This is a genomic window from Algibacillus agarilyticus, assembly GCF_003286125.1.
In the GTDB taxonomy this organism is placed as follows: Bacteria; Pseudomonadota; Gammaproteobacteria; order Enterobacterales; family Alteromonadaceae; genus Algibacillus; species Algibacillus agarilyticus.
Map to the genome: position 1 here is coordinate 99,342 of NZ_QMED01000004.1, position 16,328 is coordinate 115,669.

The following is a 16,328-nucleotide window of genomic DNA, read 5'->3' on the forward strand; positions in this document are numbered from 1 at the left end:
ACTTTATATCATTAATTGTAAACAATATACATAATCAACAAAAAATTAACCATGATTATTTTATATATGATTACATAGAATTAAATGCAATCCTGATTGACGTGTAATCACAGATGTGAGCACAGATGTGAACTGATTCAAAAATGAATAGAATAGGCAAAACAACTAAAAACAAGCATCCTCATTTTTAGTTGTTTTAAGTTTATACTCAAGTGACTTGAATATCGTTATTACTTAACATTGATGATCAAGGGGTCTGAGGTTATATCACCCACTTTGGCTTTGATCGTAGCCGTTTTATTATCGGCGGTGTCGGTGAGTTGTAAATGTGCTATCGCCCTACCCTTGCTCACGTTTAATGTGTCGGTTAAAACGTCTTGGATATTATTTTCAGAACCGTTATCTACGCCAATGATCCGGAGTGAATCATCAACGATAAACTGCAATTGGTCTTCAGATAATGCTAGTCGATTACCCTGTTGATCGACTAATACGGCATGCACTATTAAAGTATCGTTAGCATTATGCGTTAAGCTGTTTTTATCAGCCGATAATTCAATTTTAGCTAACTTATCTGGCGTGTTAATAATAGATTCCGTTACGGGTTTTCCTTTATTATAACCAACCACTTTTAACTCACCCGCTTGGTAAGGTACAAGCCATTTAATCACACGATCATCAAAATCAAGTAACGTTAACTTACCCTGTGAACGCCCATTAATAAATAATTCGACTTCTTCTGTATTTGTATAGCTTTGCACGACTATTTGTTCGTGTGCATTGTATTGCCAAGATTCATTAATATCGTACCATTCCCACATTCTGATCTTATCCCAAATATAATCTGGGTATTTACGCGGTGTAAATGTCCAGCCTTTTGTTTTATCAAAACTAAATTCAGATTGACTAGCTAATGTGGTGCCGACGTATGTTTTTGGTGTATCGTTCCATAGGGTTTCAAAAAAATGACCACGCGGGGTTTTATTACCGGCAAAATCAAATAACGAAATGTCTAAGCCCATTCTAGGTAATGGGCCAGCTTCACCCTTGTACGCAAATCCGGTCCATATAAAAATACCGGCGATATAGTCTTTATCAACCACATCGCGCCATTCACGCCAGGCACCCCAATTTTCTGAACCATAGATAACTTGATCAGGATAGGTTTCGTGAGCTTTTTGATAAGCGGCGGCACGATAATTAAAACCGACGATATCAAGCGCGTCAGTATAACCCGTGGCAAAACCCACTGATGGATGTGTCAGCCCTGCTGTAACGGGTCTAGTCGTATCAATATCTTTTACCCAACCTGATAATTGTTTAGCAATGATAACAAGATTGTCTTCTTTGTCTGGATTGAATTTTTTTATGTTATCCATAATACGTTGTTTATCAAAATCGGGCGCATCTTCGTAATAACTAGTGCCATCTTCATGGTGTGATACTGACTGGGGGTAGTATTTATAGGTCCACTCTATTTCGTTACCAATGCTCCACATAATAATTGAAGGATTATTAAAATCACGTTTGATTAAGTCTTTTAAATCACGCTCGGCCCATACATTAAAATGCTCACTATAAGATTGAGCAGAAGCACCGGTGGCTTTGTTATCGCCTAGATAGGCTTTACTTTTACCTTTAGGTCTATCCCAATCATCAAACGATTCTGCATTAACCAAAAAGCCCATTTCATCACACAAATCGAGTAAATCAGGTGAATGCGGGTTATGCGACATACGGATAGCATTAACACCAATTTGCTTTAATTTGGCTAAACGATAAGCCCAGACACTTTTGGGCACCGCCACGCCAATGGCACCCGCATCATGATGTAAGTTCACCCCTTTTATTTTGGTTTGGCGGTTATTTAAAAAGAAACCTTTTTTAGGGTCAAATTCGATAGAACGAATACCAAAACGTGTTTGATCTGCGGCAATCTCTTGGTTTTGGTGTGTAATGGTGACATGAGCGGTGTAAAGATTGGGCGAGTCAATATCCCATAACGCCGGATATTTAACCGTTAATTGTTCTGAAATCGATTGCGACGATTGCAAGCGAATTTCACGTTGTGTTTTAGCAACTACTTTATTGTTTATATCTTTGAGTGCGATAAAAAGCATGGCGTTATCGCCCTGCTTATTTAACGCATTAAGCGCGATATTAATATCAACTAGGGCTTTATCGACTTTCACTGTAGGTGTTTTAACTTGGATCCCCCACTGTGGTATATACACTTTATTGGCTTTAACGATTCTAACATCGCGATATATACCTGAGCCGGTGTACCATCGTGAATCAGCATAAGCAGTGCGATCTACTTTTACACTCACCACATTAGATTCACTTGCTTTTATATAAGGGCTTATATCAACATTAAAACTTGTATATCCGTTTGGTCGCCCGCCCACATAATGGCCATTAAGCCAAATTTCAGAATTGTTATAAATACCATCAAATTCTAACCAAATTTGTTTTTGTAAGTCTGATTCCGTTACTTCAAAATACTTACGATACCAACCGATTCCGCCTAATTTAAACCCTGTGCTAGCCGCGCCTTCCTTTGTGTAAGGTAATGCGACAGCCCAGTCATGCGGTAAATCGACCGGTTGCCAATTTGTATCGTCAAATTTGAATTGGTGTGCCGCTTGTTGTTTATCTAAAGTGAATAGCCAGTTTTCATTAAAATCACTGATAATTTTAGCGTTTAAGTTAAAAACACACATCCCTATTAAAACAACAGACAAACAAAACTGTAAAACACGTCTTTGCCATTTATTAAGCGACGCAAATAAAGAACGGCTTAACCATGAGTCTCTTTTTATAATCATAATATTTTAATTTCTAATTTAATATATATTAACCTTAACCCTTAATTAATATATAAAAGATAACATTTAAGTTTAAAAATGTTAGATATTTGTTATTTTTGATTATTATTTCTGGTTTGTAGTTCAGTTTTATATTTTTTAGGTGTGACGCCAAACTGCTTTTTAAACAGTGAAATAAAATGAGATGGGCTTGAAAAATGCAGTTCAAAACTAATATCGGTTATTGAAAACCCACTTTGGCTTAACAACCGTGCCGCACTATAAAGTTTATGCCTAATGACATACTCAGAATAATTACATCTGAAAATGGATTTAAACAAGCGTGAAAAGTACGAAGGCGATAAATGGCACATTTCAGCAACTTGACTTAACGATAAATCGACTGACTGCTGATGCTTAAAAAGCTCAATAACCGGCGATAGCCGTTCGTAGCTTTGCGTTAAAGCAATGGGTTGCGTATGTGGGGGTTTTACGGGTTCTGCATAGTCGGCTAACCAAATTAATAATAATTTCAAAAGGGTATTACTTTTTAAACTATGCGGGTTTTCATCATAACTTTTTTTTAACCACTCAACTTGTTGTTTTACTTCAAGTAAGTGTTTTGCGGGCAACCTTAAATGCATGCCTTGTAAAAAAAACGAGGCTTCTTTTTCGAGTCCGTTTTGTTTAAAAAAATCTGGTAAAAATTGCACAATATACCAAGATTTTTTTTTGTCACTGAGTTCAAAATCATGCGTTTCAAGTGTCGGCGTAAATACAATATCGTTATCAATTAATTGCGATTCGCCTTGGCTGTAAAAATAGGAACCCTCTATCTCGTCAAAAACGATAATTTCATGCACTTCATGAAAATGCATAAAGCAAGAATACGGGTCACTTTCAGCGTAACTCACATGATGAATTTCAAAGTTATAGCCTTTCTCTATGCAAAAGGGTTCGCAATAAACTTTCATTTTTGCCATTAACTTATCCTATATTATGAAAGTAGCACCAAACCCAAGATACTATACAATCTTGTTATATTTGACTATTAAAACCATTTATACAGGCAGTTTAGTACATATATCTGATATTTATTAGCTTTTATATTGCAGATTATACAGTCAAACCATGATTGAATAAGGGTATATAAATAGATAAAAATATAGGAACTTATCATGACATTATCTCGCGCTATTATTTCTGATGGTCAAGGCCAATATACCTTAAAAACGGTTGAAGTCGGTTTACCTGCAAGCGACGAAGTCCAAGTTAACATTAAAGCATCGGGTATTTGCCACACCGATTGGGATTCAATCCAAAATTGGAATAAAGAATTCATTGTAGGGCATGAAGGTGCCGGTATTGTTACCGCTGTGGGAGATAAAGTTAGCAAAGTTGCGGTTGGCGACAAAGTCATTTTAAATTGGGCAATACCTTGCGGAGAATGTTTCCAATGTAATGAAGGTAATTTACATATCTGCGAGACTAACTCACCCGTTTGCGGTTGCGATCTTGAAGGCCATGCTCACCCCGCAGCAACAAAACAAGATGAAAACCCAATCGAGCGTTCGTTTCATTTAGGCACGATGAGTGAGTATACGGTTGTTAAGCAATCAGCCGTGGTTAAATTAAACCATGAAATACCTTTTGCATCAGCTTCGATAATTGGCTGTGGTGTGATGACCGGCTGGGGTTCTGTGGTTAATGCAGCCAATGTTAAGGTGGGTTCTTCGGCCTGTATTATTGGTTGTGGTGGCGTGGGTTTAAACGCTATTCAAGCAGCCAAGTTATCGGGTGCAGCCAAAATCATTGCGATTGATATAAACGAAAGTCGCTTAGAACAAGCAAAATTCTTTGGTGCAACACATGGCATTATTGCCGCTAAAGATGATCTTGATTTTGTTCAAGTACGTGAACAAGTTCGAGCCTTAACCGACGGACGTGGTGCCGATTATGCTTTTGAATGCACGGCTATTCCTGCTCTTGGTTCAGCACCGTTAACCCTTATTCGCAGTGCCGGCACCGCAGTACAAGTGAGCGGTATAGAACAGCGTATTGATTTTGATTGCGAATTATTCGAATGGGACAAAATCTATATAAACCCACTTTATGGCATGTGTAACCCTGAACGTGATTTCCCCCGTATTTTAGATTTATACACCAATGGTAGTTTAAAGCTTGATGAATTGGTGACTAAAACTTATGCAATTGAAGACATTGCTCAGGGCTTTGATGATTTACTCAATGGCCGTATTGCTAAAGGCGTGGTTGTTTTTGATTAACTCCGCTAATGATTAAAATACGCGTAAATAATCCTAAGTTAAGACAAAGAAACCACTTGGGTTTATTTACGCCGTCAACAGAATAATTATACTTATTTAATTTGGAGATAATCCATGGCCGTTAAACGTTTAGAAGTGTCTAATCCTAAATACACTGCCGACAACACACAATTATTAACGCTTCATTCCTCACATTTAAATCGTCGCCATGATGTTTCAATTTATAATGTTAATGCTCAAAAAAAAGATGCGCCTATTATCATATTACTACACGGTGTTTATGGTAATCACTGGGCTTGGATGCACCTTGGCGGCTTACATATAGCCTACGATAATTGGGCTAAAAATAACCATTCAGAATTTGTTGTCGTGATGCCTTCAGATGGCGGTTTTGATGAAGGTTCAGGTTACTTACCTACGGTTAAAAATGGTAATTATGATCAATGGATCATGGATGATGTTATCAACAGTGTGATTAAAACGGTCGATAATGTATCTGAAAATAGTCCCGTTTATATTAGCGGTTTATCAATGGGTGGATACGGCGCTTTAAGACTTGGCAGTAAATATGCTGATAAAATTAGCGGTATATCGGCACATTCTTCGATCACAGATATAAACGAACTCAGTTTATTTACGGAAACGTCAATCGATGAGTATACCTGTGCGGAATCAAACGAAGCGAGCATTAGCCATTGGTTAACAACGAATAAAGAGTCGTTACCGCCTATTCGTTTTGACTGTGGTCAGGACGATGTATTATACGAAGGAAACCTAAAGTTTGCTGAAACATTAAAACACTTAGGTATTCAATTTAAGTTTGAATCATTTACGGGTGAGCATAGTTGGGATTATTGGCATGAACATGTGCTTAAAACATTTGATTTTTTTGCTCAAATAGAACAAGAAAAATAACACTAACGACATCGTTAAAACGATAGCCCGCTAATATAGTCATAGCGGGTTACCTTTTATACCTAAATCACTTGGGTATACCTATAATGCATTTTTTAAATCATATATTTTTTGCATCTCGACCCATTTCTCGCCAGGCTTTGCTTGCGGAAGCGCCTTTTGAAATTTCCACATTAATTGTTGCCATGCCTCTTCTTTCTCTACACCAATAGGTGTTTCTGCCTTTTTATTGGCATCGAAGTTGTCACCGACTTCCATGATCATAAATAATCGATCGCCAACATGGTAAATTTCCATATCCAAAATATCATTTTCACGCATGTTTTGAGTGATTTGAGGCCAAGCATTTTGCGGTTGATGATGCTCGATATATTCTTTAATTAGTGCGTCATCATTGACAAGATCAAGGGCTAAACAAATTCGTTTGGGCATGGGATTAAATCTCCTAATAACAGGTTTTTGTTCATTACTCGTTTAATAGAACAAAAGGAAAGTGAAACAAATATAAAATTAGGTTATCATATTTAAACAAAACTTCATTATATTAATTCATAGGTCCGTAATGAGTCATTCAGAAATTAGAACCGTTATTCAAGTTCATCCAGATGATAATGTATTAGTTGCTATCCAGACTATTCCGTCAAATACACAACTGCCTAGTCCTTGGCAACATATAACCACACAAGAAGAAATCCCTGCGGGCCACAAAATGGCAATAACTGCGATTGAGGCTGAACAGTCAATCTATAAATACGGCTATAGCATAGGACATGCAACCCAAGCCATCAATGCTGGCTGTCATATACACAGCCATAATTTAAAAACTAATTTATCAGGTGATGAATCGTATCAATATAATGCGTATATTCCGCCTGAATTAAAACCACAAGCAGCGCCAACATTTGAAGGCTATTTGCGTAAAAATGGTAAAGTTGGGATCAGGAATGAAATTTGGATCATCAATACCGTTGGTTGTGTAAACCAAGCTGCCAAGAGAATATCTGATCTTTGTATGCGTCGTTATAGTGATAAAGCCGATGCTTTTGTTGCATTAACACATCCTTTTGGTTGCTCACAGCTGGGGGATGATTTGTCTAACACGCGTAAGCTTTTAGCTAGCTTAATGCAACACCCTAACGCAGGCGGTGTGGTCGTTATTGGTTTAGGATGCGAGAACAATCAACTCGCAACGTTATTAGCCGAAGCGACAGGTTTAGATGAAGACAGAATTCGTTATTTTAATTCACAACAAGTTGATGATGAAATTGAGCATGGTATTACGCAAGTAGAAGCGTTACTTAACATCATGCAAACTGATAAACGCACAACCCAACCGGTGACTAAACTGGCATTAGGTATGAAATGCGGAGGGTCAGATGGTTTTAGCGGTTTAACCGCTAATGCGGTTGTAGGCCGTATATCAGACAAGTTAACCCAATTTGGTGGTCGAGTAATTTTAACCGAAACACCTGAAATGTTTGGCGCTGAACAAGTCCTTATGGATCGTTCATCAAACCAATCTATTTTTGAGCAAACGGTCGATTTAGTACAGAATTTTAAGCAATATTTTATTGATAATAATCAACCTATTTATGAAAACCCATCACCGGGTAATAAAGCAGGCGGTTTAACAACGTTAGAAGAAAAATCACTTGGTGCTATTCAAAAAGGCGGTAAAGCCACCGTCAATGAAGTCATTGCTTATGGTGAAAATGCCTCTCTTAAAGCGGGTTTAACATTACTTGAAGGGCCTGGCAACGATGCTGTCTCGTCGACTGCTTTAGCCGCTGCTGGCGCTAATATTGTACTTTTCACTACCGGTCGAGGCACGCCACTTGGCTTCCCTGTACCCACGGTTAAAATATCATCTAACTCAGGTATATACCAAAAGAAACCTCATTGGATAGACTTCAATGCCGGTAAAATATTAGATTCTGATATTGATATCGATCAATGTGCAGATGAGTTATTTGACTATTTATTACAAGTCGCGTCGGGTAAGTTGACCAACAATGAAATCAATGAAAGCCGCGAGATTTCAATTTGGAAAAATGGCGTGACCTTGTAACTTTTTTATTCTAGCTAAAACCATTTTTTTGGTGTTCTTTTTGCATTTATTTATAGTCAAAGCGATCGGGTTTTAGGGGCAGGTTTCTAGTTCCAGACGAAACCTAAGTACTGACATCCATGTAAGCAAAGCCGTCAAAGCTACCGCGTCCTGCTCTCGCCCCTTACCTGCATCCATGCAGGCAAGCTTCGAGACCCCATGAGCATATGCTCTACTATGTGATTGGGGCCGCCTAAATGGATTTAGGTGTTAGAACGACGCAGGAGCCAAAGTCGAGAGCAAGCGCTGACAATGAACCATAAAACCTGAGCGAGAAGACTATATATTAAATGAGCACCCTTTTAATACTTGAACTTAAAGTTCAAATAGATTAATTCGTACCCGTTTAACCGAATTACCCCTTCCTAATAAAGAGTATGTCTAGGACGTGTTTATCTTCAGTAGCCACTTTTTATAAAATCAGTATGGCTAGGTAATTTAATAATTTCTTGTTGTATCGCATGATGAACCCGACTTAAAAAGGCATGTGCTTGTTCTGTTGTCACCACTTGCCCATTCACCTTGATCGGATTATTAAATTGTTTGTAGGATTTCAAATATTTTTGACCAACAAGCAATTGCGCCCAACTTTCAAAAGCAAATAGCGAACCTTGTTTTAATTGGATATGCCCTGTCTGTTTAAATTGCCTAAGCTTTTCATTTAAACTATCTGGAATGCTCATGTTTTTACAGTATCGCCAGAATGCAGAGTCTTCTCTGTCAGTTAGGTGATAATGTGCTATTAAAAAGTCTCTGATTTCTAAACAATCTTGTTTGTATTCTGTATTAAAAAGGTCAGCTTCTTCTTCAACTTTTTTACCATAAACAAAGGCGTTCTTTAGATTAATCGCGTATTTGTATATCAAGTGTATACTGGTTGATTCTAGCGGTTCTAAAAAACCGGCAGACAGGCCTATCGCGACACTATTGCGATCCCAAGGCTTGTCTAAACAACCTGTTTGGAATTTAATTGTTCTTGGGGTATTGATTGTTGGTAACTCAAGTGACTGCATAAACTCAAGTTCTGCTTTATCAGCGCCAATAAATTCAGATGAAAAAACGTATCCATTACCCATTCGTTTACGTAACGGTATCTGCCAACGCCACCCTGAGTTCATCGCAATCGATTTTGTATAAGGTAACACGGGCTCGTCAATTGAAGTTTGTACCGCTATTGCGGTATCACAAGGTAAAAATGATTTCCATTCTTCAAAGTGACCTTTAAGCGCTTGCTTATTTAATAGGCCTCTTGTTCCAGAGCAGTCCACAAAGATATCCGCATGGTTATTTTTACCTGATGCTAATTTTACGGATTCGATATCTCCTTTCACGGCTAAATTGACCTGTTCAACAGTATCTTGTACCCATATAGCACCTTGTTCAACCGCGAACTCTTGTAAAATTTTAGCTAATAGCCCTGCATCAAACTGAAACGCGTAATGCAAAACTGACAATGGATAATAACAATTGGGTTGAAGTTGTTTGGGTTGCGCCGATCGGCTAAACCTATTGTTGTATGCTGCAACCGCGGTGGGTGAAAAAGAATTTAGATTGTTTAATTGTAATTCTTCGGCAAAATTAAGCCATATATCCATAAACGATATATTTTCTAATGGCGTACCCACTTGGCCAAAAGCATGCATATATTGATCGCCTATTTGAGACCAATTTTCAAAATGGATACCATATTTATATGTTCCCTCAATTTTGCTTAATACATCGGCTTCAGGTAAACCTAAGTAATCAAATAATTGAATAATTGTCGGGATAGTAGCCTCTCCTACACCAATTGTTGGAATGTCAGGTGACTCGATAACGGTGATCGTATACTTTTGCTTATCAAGTCCTTTTGCCAAAATGGCGGCGGTTAACCACCCTGCCGTTCCACCGCCCACAATCGTGATTGCAATTTTATTTTTGTTAATCATAACCGTTTCCATTTTTAAACATTCACACAAATAATGACAATAAATCCGCAGTTATTAACCAAACGCCAGATACCGATTTTATCGTCTATTTACGAGTATCTGAAACTTGCTAAATAATATTAGAATTAGAAACAAAAAACCCTTCATGAGAAGGGTTTTATATCAATAAATAACCTGATAGATATTATTCAACAAGTTCTAACTTGAAGTTGTCGACATAAACATCAATAGGCTTGCCTAATATTGAATAAAAATCAAAACGGCCTAAATTTGATGTGGTTGACCAGTCAGTTTCATCCAGCTCAATTTCAACATGTTGCCAATCATTACTATTAATGGGTGCGTGCCATTTTTCAATACGCGTACCCCAAGAACCTTGAGCAATAAAGTAGAAACGGAATGGTTGGTTCGCACCCGAGTAATTATTCGATTTTATATCATAACTCACTTTAAATTTACGGCCTTGACCTTCACCCACAATTTGTGGAGAAATATCGGCAGCAAAAGTAATACCAGTATGTTTAGTGCCGTCAGATACAATATGTGCGCCATACATGCCATCTTTAGCTGCTGCCGTTGTTACACTAACGGAGTTAGGTAAGTTCTCCCAATAATTACTCCATAAACCCAACTCACCTTTTTCAAAATCTGCATTACGAGAATGGAAAAAATTGGTTTTATGGGGTGTAACGGTTACTGGTAAAGTTTTAGTTAATGTGCCCGCGCCAGTCGTAATTGATGCCACAATATCAACAACATTCACATTATTGCTATCATTAATATCATACTCTAGTGCTGTGACTACGCCATTAGCATCAACCGTTACTTTAGATGTATCAGTTGATGTCCAGGTTACGGTAGGCACATTTTGGAAATCAGCACCTTCAGGTAAAAAAACAGGTTGTAAAGTTTGCGTTCCGGTCACATCAAGTGCAAAAGCAGATAAATTACCACCACCCGCTCTTAACTCAACACCAATAGGGTCGACTAACTGCTCTACTTTACCGTTAATCATTTTAACTATTTGCCCTGCATCACCATTGTGTGATTTAACGGTAATAGTAAAATCACCTAGTGTCACACCCGTAATAACACCCGAATCAGAAATCGTAGCCACCGCTGGGTTAGAGCTTTCATAAGTTAACGCTTGATAAGTTGAATTCGCTGGATAAATAGACGTACTTAAATCAGTGGTAAACCCTGGGTTAGCAACTAAACCAGAAGGATGATTAAATATAATGTCTTCAACTTCATCAACAACACCATTAATAGTTATTACGACCTTACGCGTAAACTGATCATTATCAAAATCAGCATCGCCATTATCGTAACCATTATCAATTTTATAAGTTAATTCGATAACTTCTTTATCACCAAATGCTAATTTATCGGTCCAAACAAAAGGTTGAACTTTAAGCATATTGCCACTGAGTTCAATACCCGCTTGCGGACGGTCAAATATCTTATATTTATCAGTGCCTTTACCTATTTGCTGTATATAGGGAATAACCTCAGTTGATAACGCTTGGATAGTCCCATTGATAAATAATGTCGTGCCATCGGGGTTACTCATTCCGGCGAGTAAATCAACTTCACTTATCGGATCATTTTCATTGTATTCTTTAACAATAACCGGTTCATCTGTCGTGGGTAATGCACTTGCTGTGGTGGCCTGAGTTTGAGTATCACTGCCACATGCACTTAATAAGCTAATCAATACACTCGGTAAAATCGCATCTTTTAATTTAAAATTCATTCTTTTTCTCCAAAACTTGAACGTGAGCCGCTCATCGCGACTCATGAAAACCTTGATACGTATTAATTAAAATTTAACACGAACACCTAAACGGAATTGACGACCCGTTTTATAGGCATTAATCGTACGATGCGTTGGAACACTGCTGTCTTCCATTGGATTTCCTTCATCAAATACCACTGATACACGCTCACTTTCTGCATGACCTTCAGGTAAAATAGCGCCGTCAGAATTTAAATAGTTACCCTCGGCATCCATTAATTGATCACCTAAATTCATAGTGGTACTTGTAAAGAATGTACGAACATCTGAGTTTGTTAAGTTAAGTGCATTAAAGCTAATTGAAACCATGTCATTAACTTTATAGTTGGCAGATAAATCAATTACGCTACGAGCGTCAACCCACGCTCTACCATCTAGCATACCTTGAGCATCCATTTGGATAGAATTATAACGATGCGTTAATTTAATTTGGTGACCAAATTTTTCCCAATATAACGCCGTATTCAAGGTATGTTTTGGTGTATAAGCTTGCGGTGCCGCTTTTAATTTATTACCGGATGCTTCTAATATTTCGGCATCTGATTCTGATTTAGCATACGTGTAGTTAATGTTAGTCCCAATTCCAGACCAAATACCCGGTAGAAAATCAAAACTTTGACGATAAGCAAACTCAATACCTCTTGTATATGCTGACTTACCATTACGTTCAATCGTCGTTTGCGCTAACTCACAGCCTAGACTTAATGTTCCTTTCAACTTATCTTGTACCGCACGGTCAGGCATACATTGCGCAGCCGTACCATTAACCGTGGTCGTGTCTTGACCAGCCATTAAATTGCTATCAATAGGAATTAAAATATCTTCGATACTGATTTCACTATCTGTTGAATGACGCATATCTCGGTAATAAAAATTATCTTTAACCGTTTCAGCAAAGTTAACCATATCTTTATTAAAGGCGGCTATCGAGAGTTGACCACTGTCGTTAAAGTACCATTCGATAGATAAATCTAAATTAGTAGATTCTAACGGCTGCAGATTTGGGTTAGGTACATTAATACGAGAGAATTGGCCCCAAACATCTTCATTCACGCTAAAAGCAGGGCGTAATTTATCAAACCCAGGACGAGCCATCGTTTTGGACGTGGCAAAACGACCAATCAATTCTTGTGAAAATTGATAATTCAGATTTAAACTAGGTAACCAAACATCACTTTCACCAAAGCCGTTGCTTTCATATAAACGCTGGTAATTTGCGTCGCCTAATGTTGATTGATCAGCATGGCGAATATTACCCCACCAGCTACGACCATTAGTAACCGGTATTTCAGGTCCAGCAAAACCTTCAACTGACTCGCCACTAACAGGGTCTACATAAGTCGATTCCGCAATATTAGGGTCATAACATGGGTATTCATTAGGGATGGTTTCACCGGCACCGTAGGTAGTTCCATTACTGTCAGTAAAGCTTTGATCATCGCCTAGTTGATATGTACCATCAATACGGATCGTTTGGTTTGTATTGGCAAATTTGGTACAAGGGTCGAGCTCTTGATTGAATAAACCATTAGCGACTAATTCATGTGGTGTAAAGATTCTATCTGTTCTGAAATATTCAATTTTTGAACTACCGATAGGTGAAGTCACTTCGGTATGCACAAATCGAAGACCTGCATCCCCCGTCAAACGGCCATCAAATAGCTCAAAGTTTAACTTACCGTAGACTGAATAATTATCTTGGATCATCTTACGACGGCCACTTTCGTCATAATTAATTTCAACATCATCGAGGGCAAACATTTGATAAAATGCTTTTTCAGCATTGATTAAGCCCCAACCATTTTTAACAAAACTGGTGTCGTAATCACTGCTCATGCCCGCTAAGCCATTCATCCAATCAGTGACAGGAAATGAAGCATCATCTACAATTTCAGAAGCACGGATACTCGATGGGCTTAAACCCGGTATAGGTTTACCCGTGATAGGGTCAAATGCGCTAATTGCATTTCCCTGAAATAAACCATTTTTTGTATAAACATCTTTTGTGCGTTGCGAGACTTTACCACCAAATTCAATGGTCGTGATGCCAAACTCATCTAAGTCCCAATCAAAATCAACAAATAAACTCTTGTTTACATCTTTTGTAAAATTATCATCAGCAGAAACATAGCCGACATGATGTGCGCCTGGATCTAAAGGATTAAAACCCGTAGTTGGTTTATTTCGCATGTTGTCATTTATTCCACCGGGTACATAAGTGTATGGGCTTGTACCCACCACCATTTGGCATGTACCAGATGTGCAGTCGTAGCCAACCGGTTCTAACTCTGATAATGGAATTTCACGTAATACTGAGTTAGGGGTTGTATCCCAGTTAGCCGTATTTACATTAGATGCATTTAAAATATCGTAATCTGTTGCAGAGTAACCTGCTTTAAACTCAACTCTTAAAGAGTCGGTTATATCTTGCGTCACATTTAAAGTTACAATTTTATTTATTGTTTCGTCTTCACGTTGTAAACGACCAAAACTCCCATTGCCAAACCGGTTTAACGATTTTACCACCGTATGTGAATCCGTGTTAACCGTCCACCAATCTTCTTGTGGATCGGCAACCGCCGGTAATGGAATTGGCGTGCCAGTCTCGGGGTCTAATAAATCTCCACCTTCAGGATCTTGTACATTACCCCATTTACCCACGGTTAAGTTATCACTATCACTGTTGCCCCAAAAATTAGGCACATTGACATTAATTTTATGATCATCGGTAACAACATTTTGCTTTGAATAACTTAAATCAAGTTGAATATCGGTTGAATCGGTAGGGATAAATTGGAAACCAGCTGTAACAGTGCTTCGGTCACGTTGGTTTTGATTTAAACTAAAACCTAACGATTTTTGCATAATGACATTCATATCTTCTTGAATGATGTTGCCATCTAAATCACGTGCACCGCCCGCTTTTAACGTTGTAACTTGATACGGGTCTAACCAATTACCCGTTACTGAGTCTTTTCTTACTGATTGTGTTTCATCCGCAGCTGTTAATATAAAACCAAAACGTTCATCAAAAAATTTGCGTGATAAACTCGCACTTAATTTACGATCGGCTTTATCTGCAAATTGATTATATCGACCTTGATATTCAAATGATGTGCGCTCATCTGTATTTAACGGTTTAGCCGTTCTTAAAATAACATTTGCACCTAATGAACCTTCATCGTGATCGGCACTTGAGGTTTTATAAACACTGATTTGTGACAATATATCAGCAGAAAACGCACTTAAATCAACTCCTTGATTAGGATCTGAACTGGTTAATTGCACACCATTAAGTGAGATGTTATTTAAGTTTGCGCCTGCACCCCTTACAGATATTTTAGTTCCTTCACCATCTTCTTGTTGAATAGAGACACCGGTAACACGGCTTAATGCATCAGCTATATTTTGATCGGTTGTTTTACCTATATCTTCGGCAAAAATAGAATCAACAATCGTTTTAGAATTACGCTTATCATGTATTGACTTTAATATACTGCCTCGATAGCCAGTTACTTCAATCGTCTCTACTTCGTCTGCTTTATTTTCTTCTTCAACGGCATATACATTACCAGTGACAAGTAATGGCACCATAGCTAAGACGATTGGTTTTAATTTGAAACTGTTCGACATCTGTTTGTTCTCCAAATGGTAGTTCAATTATCTTTATTATATTTTTATAAATTTATAACAACGCTTAAACGTAAATATTTTTACAAATGAATCATTTACATCGCATGTAAACATCTTAACCAAGTGACTAACTATTTGTCAACAAATTCATGGTTTCATATATCAAATATAATAAAACTTTTTTACATTTAATAAACATATGTGTTTTTTAAGTACATAAAGGAATAAATGTATCCATTTTAATAACCTTTTAAATATAAAGTGCTTAATTATTGAGCTTTACATACTCATTAATAGCCGGAAAATTTTTGTACTAAAGCTAACTGGTTTATTTATTTTGCTTAAATTGTAATTTAATTTTACAAATAGATAACAATTTAGCACTGTTTATTAGAAGGCAATTGATTATGACAATTAAAACTAAACAAATAATTATATTGACGCCATTATTTCAATAGAGAAAATGATATTTATATATAAATGAATTTATAAGAAAAGATTAAATGAGTTACAAAAAAGCTTAGTACAGAGACGTTTTTAGATATGCCAACCCAAACCACTATAAGAGTAAGCGGTTTTATATTCATATGATGGTAAATTAGCCGCCTATAATTTAGATTACCATTTAGACCTTATTCGCATTAATCAATGCCTACTCATCGTCGGTCATGCGGTCAGGGTTTTGGATTAAGGCGTTGCTATAAATTAATGCTTATAAACAGCGAAAACGAAGAGCAACCATCGCTGGGAATTCCTTTTAGGCGAGTTTTAAAAAGGGCTTGCATTGCATAGCTTCGAAAGAGTAGAACTATTCATTCAGCCATACTCCTTGTTTAAGCCCTTTTAAACTATCGT

Annotated in this window: 9 protein-coding genes; 3 read left to right on the forward strand and 6 right to left on the reverse strand. The window is 37.5% G+C overall.

Translation table 11 applies throughout. From position 1 onward, the window contains the following. Positions 1 to 230 precede the first annotated feature (230 nt). Positions 231 to 2,828 carry a glycoside hydrolase family 2 TIM barrel-domain containing protein gene (locus tag DPX34_RS05050; protein ID WP_232824661.1) on the reverse strand — a complete coding sequence of 866 codons (2,598 nt, stop codon included), beginning with the start codon at positions 2,826 to 2,828 and terminating at the stop codon, positions 231 to 233. A 92-nt stretch (positions 2,829 to 2,920) separates the two neighbouring features. Then, positions 2,921 to 3,790 carry an AraC family transcriptional regulator gene (locus DPX34_RS05055; RefSeq protein ID WP_111977323.1) on the reverse strand — a complete coding sequence of 290 codons (870 nt, stop codon included), beginning with the start codon at positions 3,788 to 3,790 and terminating at the stop codon, positions 2,921 to 2,923. Between the two features lie 195 nt (positions 3,791 to 3,985). Between DPX34_RS05055 and DPX34_RS05060 the strand changes: the two genes are divergently transcribed. Together DPX34_RS05060 and DPX34_RS05065 are read left to right on the forward strand one after the other, a co-directional pair. After that, positions 3,986 to 5,092, forward strand: coding sequence for a Zn-dependent alcohol dehydrogenase (locus tag DPX34_RS05060; protein ID WP_111977324.1), 1,107 nt, complete (start codon positions 3,986 to 3,988; stop codon positions 5,090 to 5,092). Positions 5,093 to 5,206: 114 nt separating this feature from the next. Beyond that, positions 5,207 to 6,007, forward strand: a complete 801-nt coding sequence (locus DPX34_RS05065) for an alpha/beta hydrolase (protein WP_111977325.1) — start codon at positions 5,207 to 5,209, stop codon at positions 6,005 to 6,007. 81 nt (positions 6,008 to 6,088) lie between these two features. Here DPX34_RS05065 and DPX34_RS05070 read toward each other — a convergent pair whose 3' ends face one another. Further along, positions 6,089 to 6,439, reverse strand: a complete 351-nt coding sequence (locus DPX34_RS05070; RefSeq protein ID WP_111977326.1) for an L-rhamnose mutarotase — start codon at positions 6,437 to 6,439, stop codon at positions 6,089 to 6,091. Positions 6,440 to 6,569: 130 nt separating this feature from the next. On the opposite strand from DPX34_RS05070, the gene DPX34_RS05075 reads away from it, so the two are divergent. After that, complete coding sequence (locus tag DPX34_RS05075) at positions 6,570 to 8,075, forward strand: UxaA family hydrolase (RefSeq protein WP_111977327.1); 1,506 nt, start codon at positions 6,570 to 6,572, stop codon at positions 8,073 to 8,075. Positions 8,076 to 8,512: 437 nt separating this feature from the next. On the opposite strand, the gene DPX34_RS05080 is transcribed toward DPX34_RS05075, so the two are convergent. From DPX34_RS05080 to DPX34_RS05090, 3 genes are all read right to left on the reverse strand, one after another. Beyond that, positions 8,513 to 10,042: a tryptophan halogenase family protein gene (locus DPX34_RS05080; protein ID WP_111977328.1), complete on the reverse strand. Its 1,530-nt coding sequence runs from the start codon at positions 10,040 to 10,042 to the stop codon at positions 8,513 to 8,515. 184 nt (positions 10,043 to 10,226) lie between these two features. Next, positions 10,227 to 11,798 (reverse strand): Ig-like domain-containing protein, encoded by a 1,572-nt coding sequence (locus tag DPX34_RS05085; RefSeq protein WP_198673631.1) that lies wholly within the window; start codon positions 11,796 to 11,798, stop codon positions 10,227 to 10,229. A gap of 66 nt (positions 11,799 to 11,864) precedes the next feature. After that, positions 11,865 to 15,473 carry a TonB-dependent receptor gene (locus tag DPX34_RS05090; protein WP_111977330.1) on the reverse strand — a complete coding sequence of 1,203 codons (3,609 nt, stop codon included), beginning with the start codon at positions 15,471 to 15,473 and terminating at the stop codon, positions 11,865 to 11,867. Positions 15,474 to 16,328: the final 855 nt, after the last annotated feature.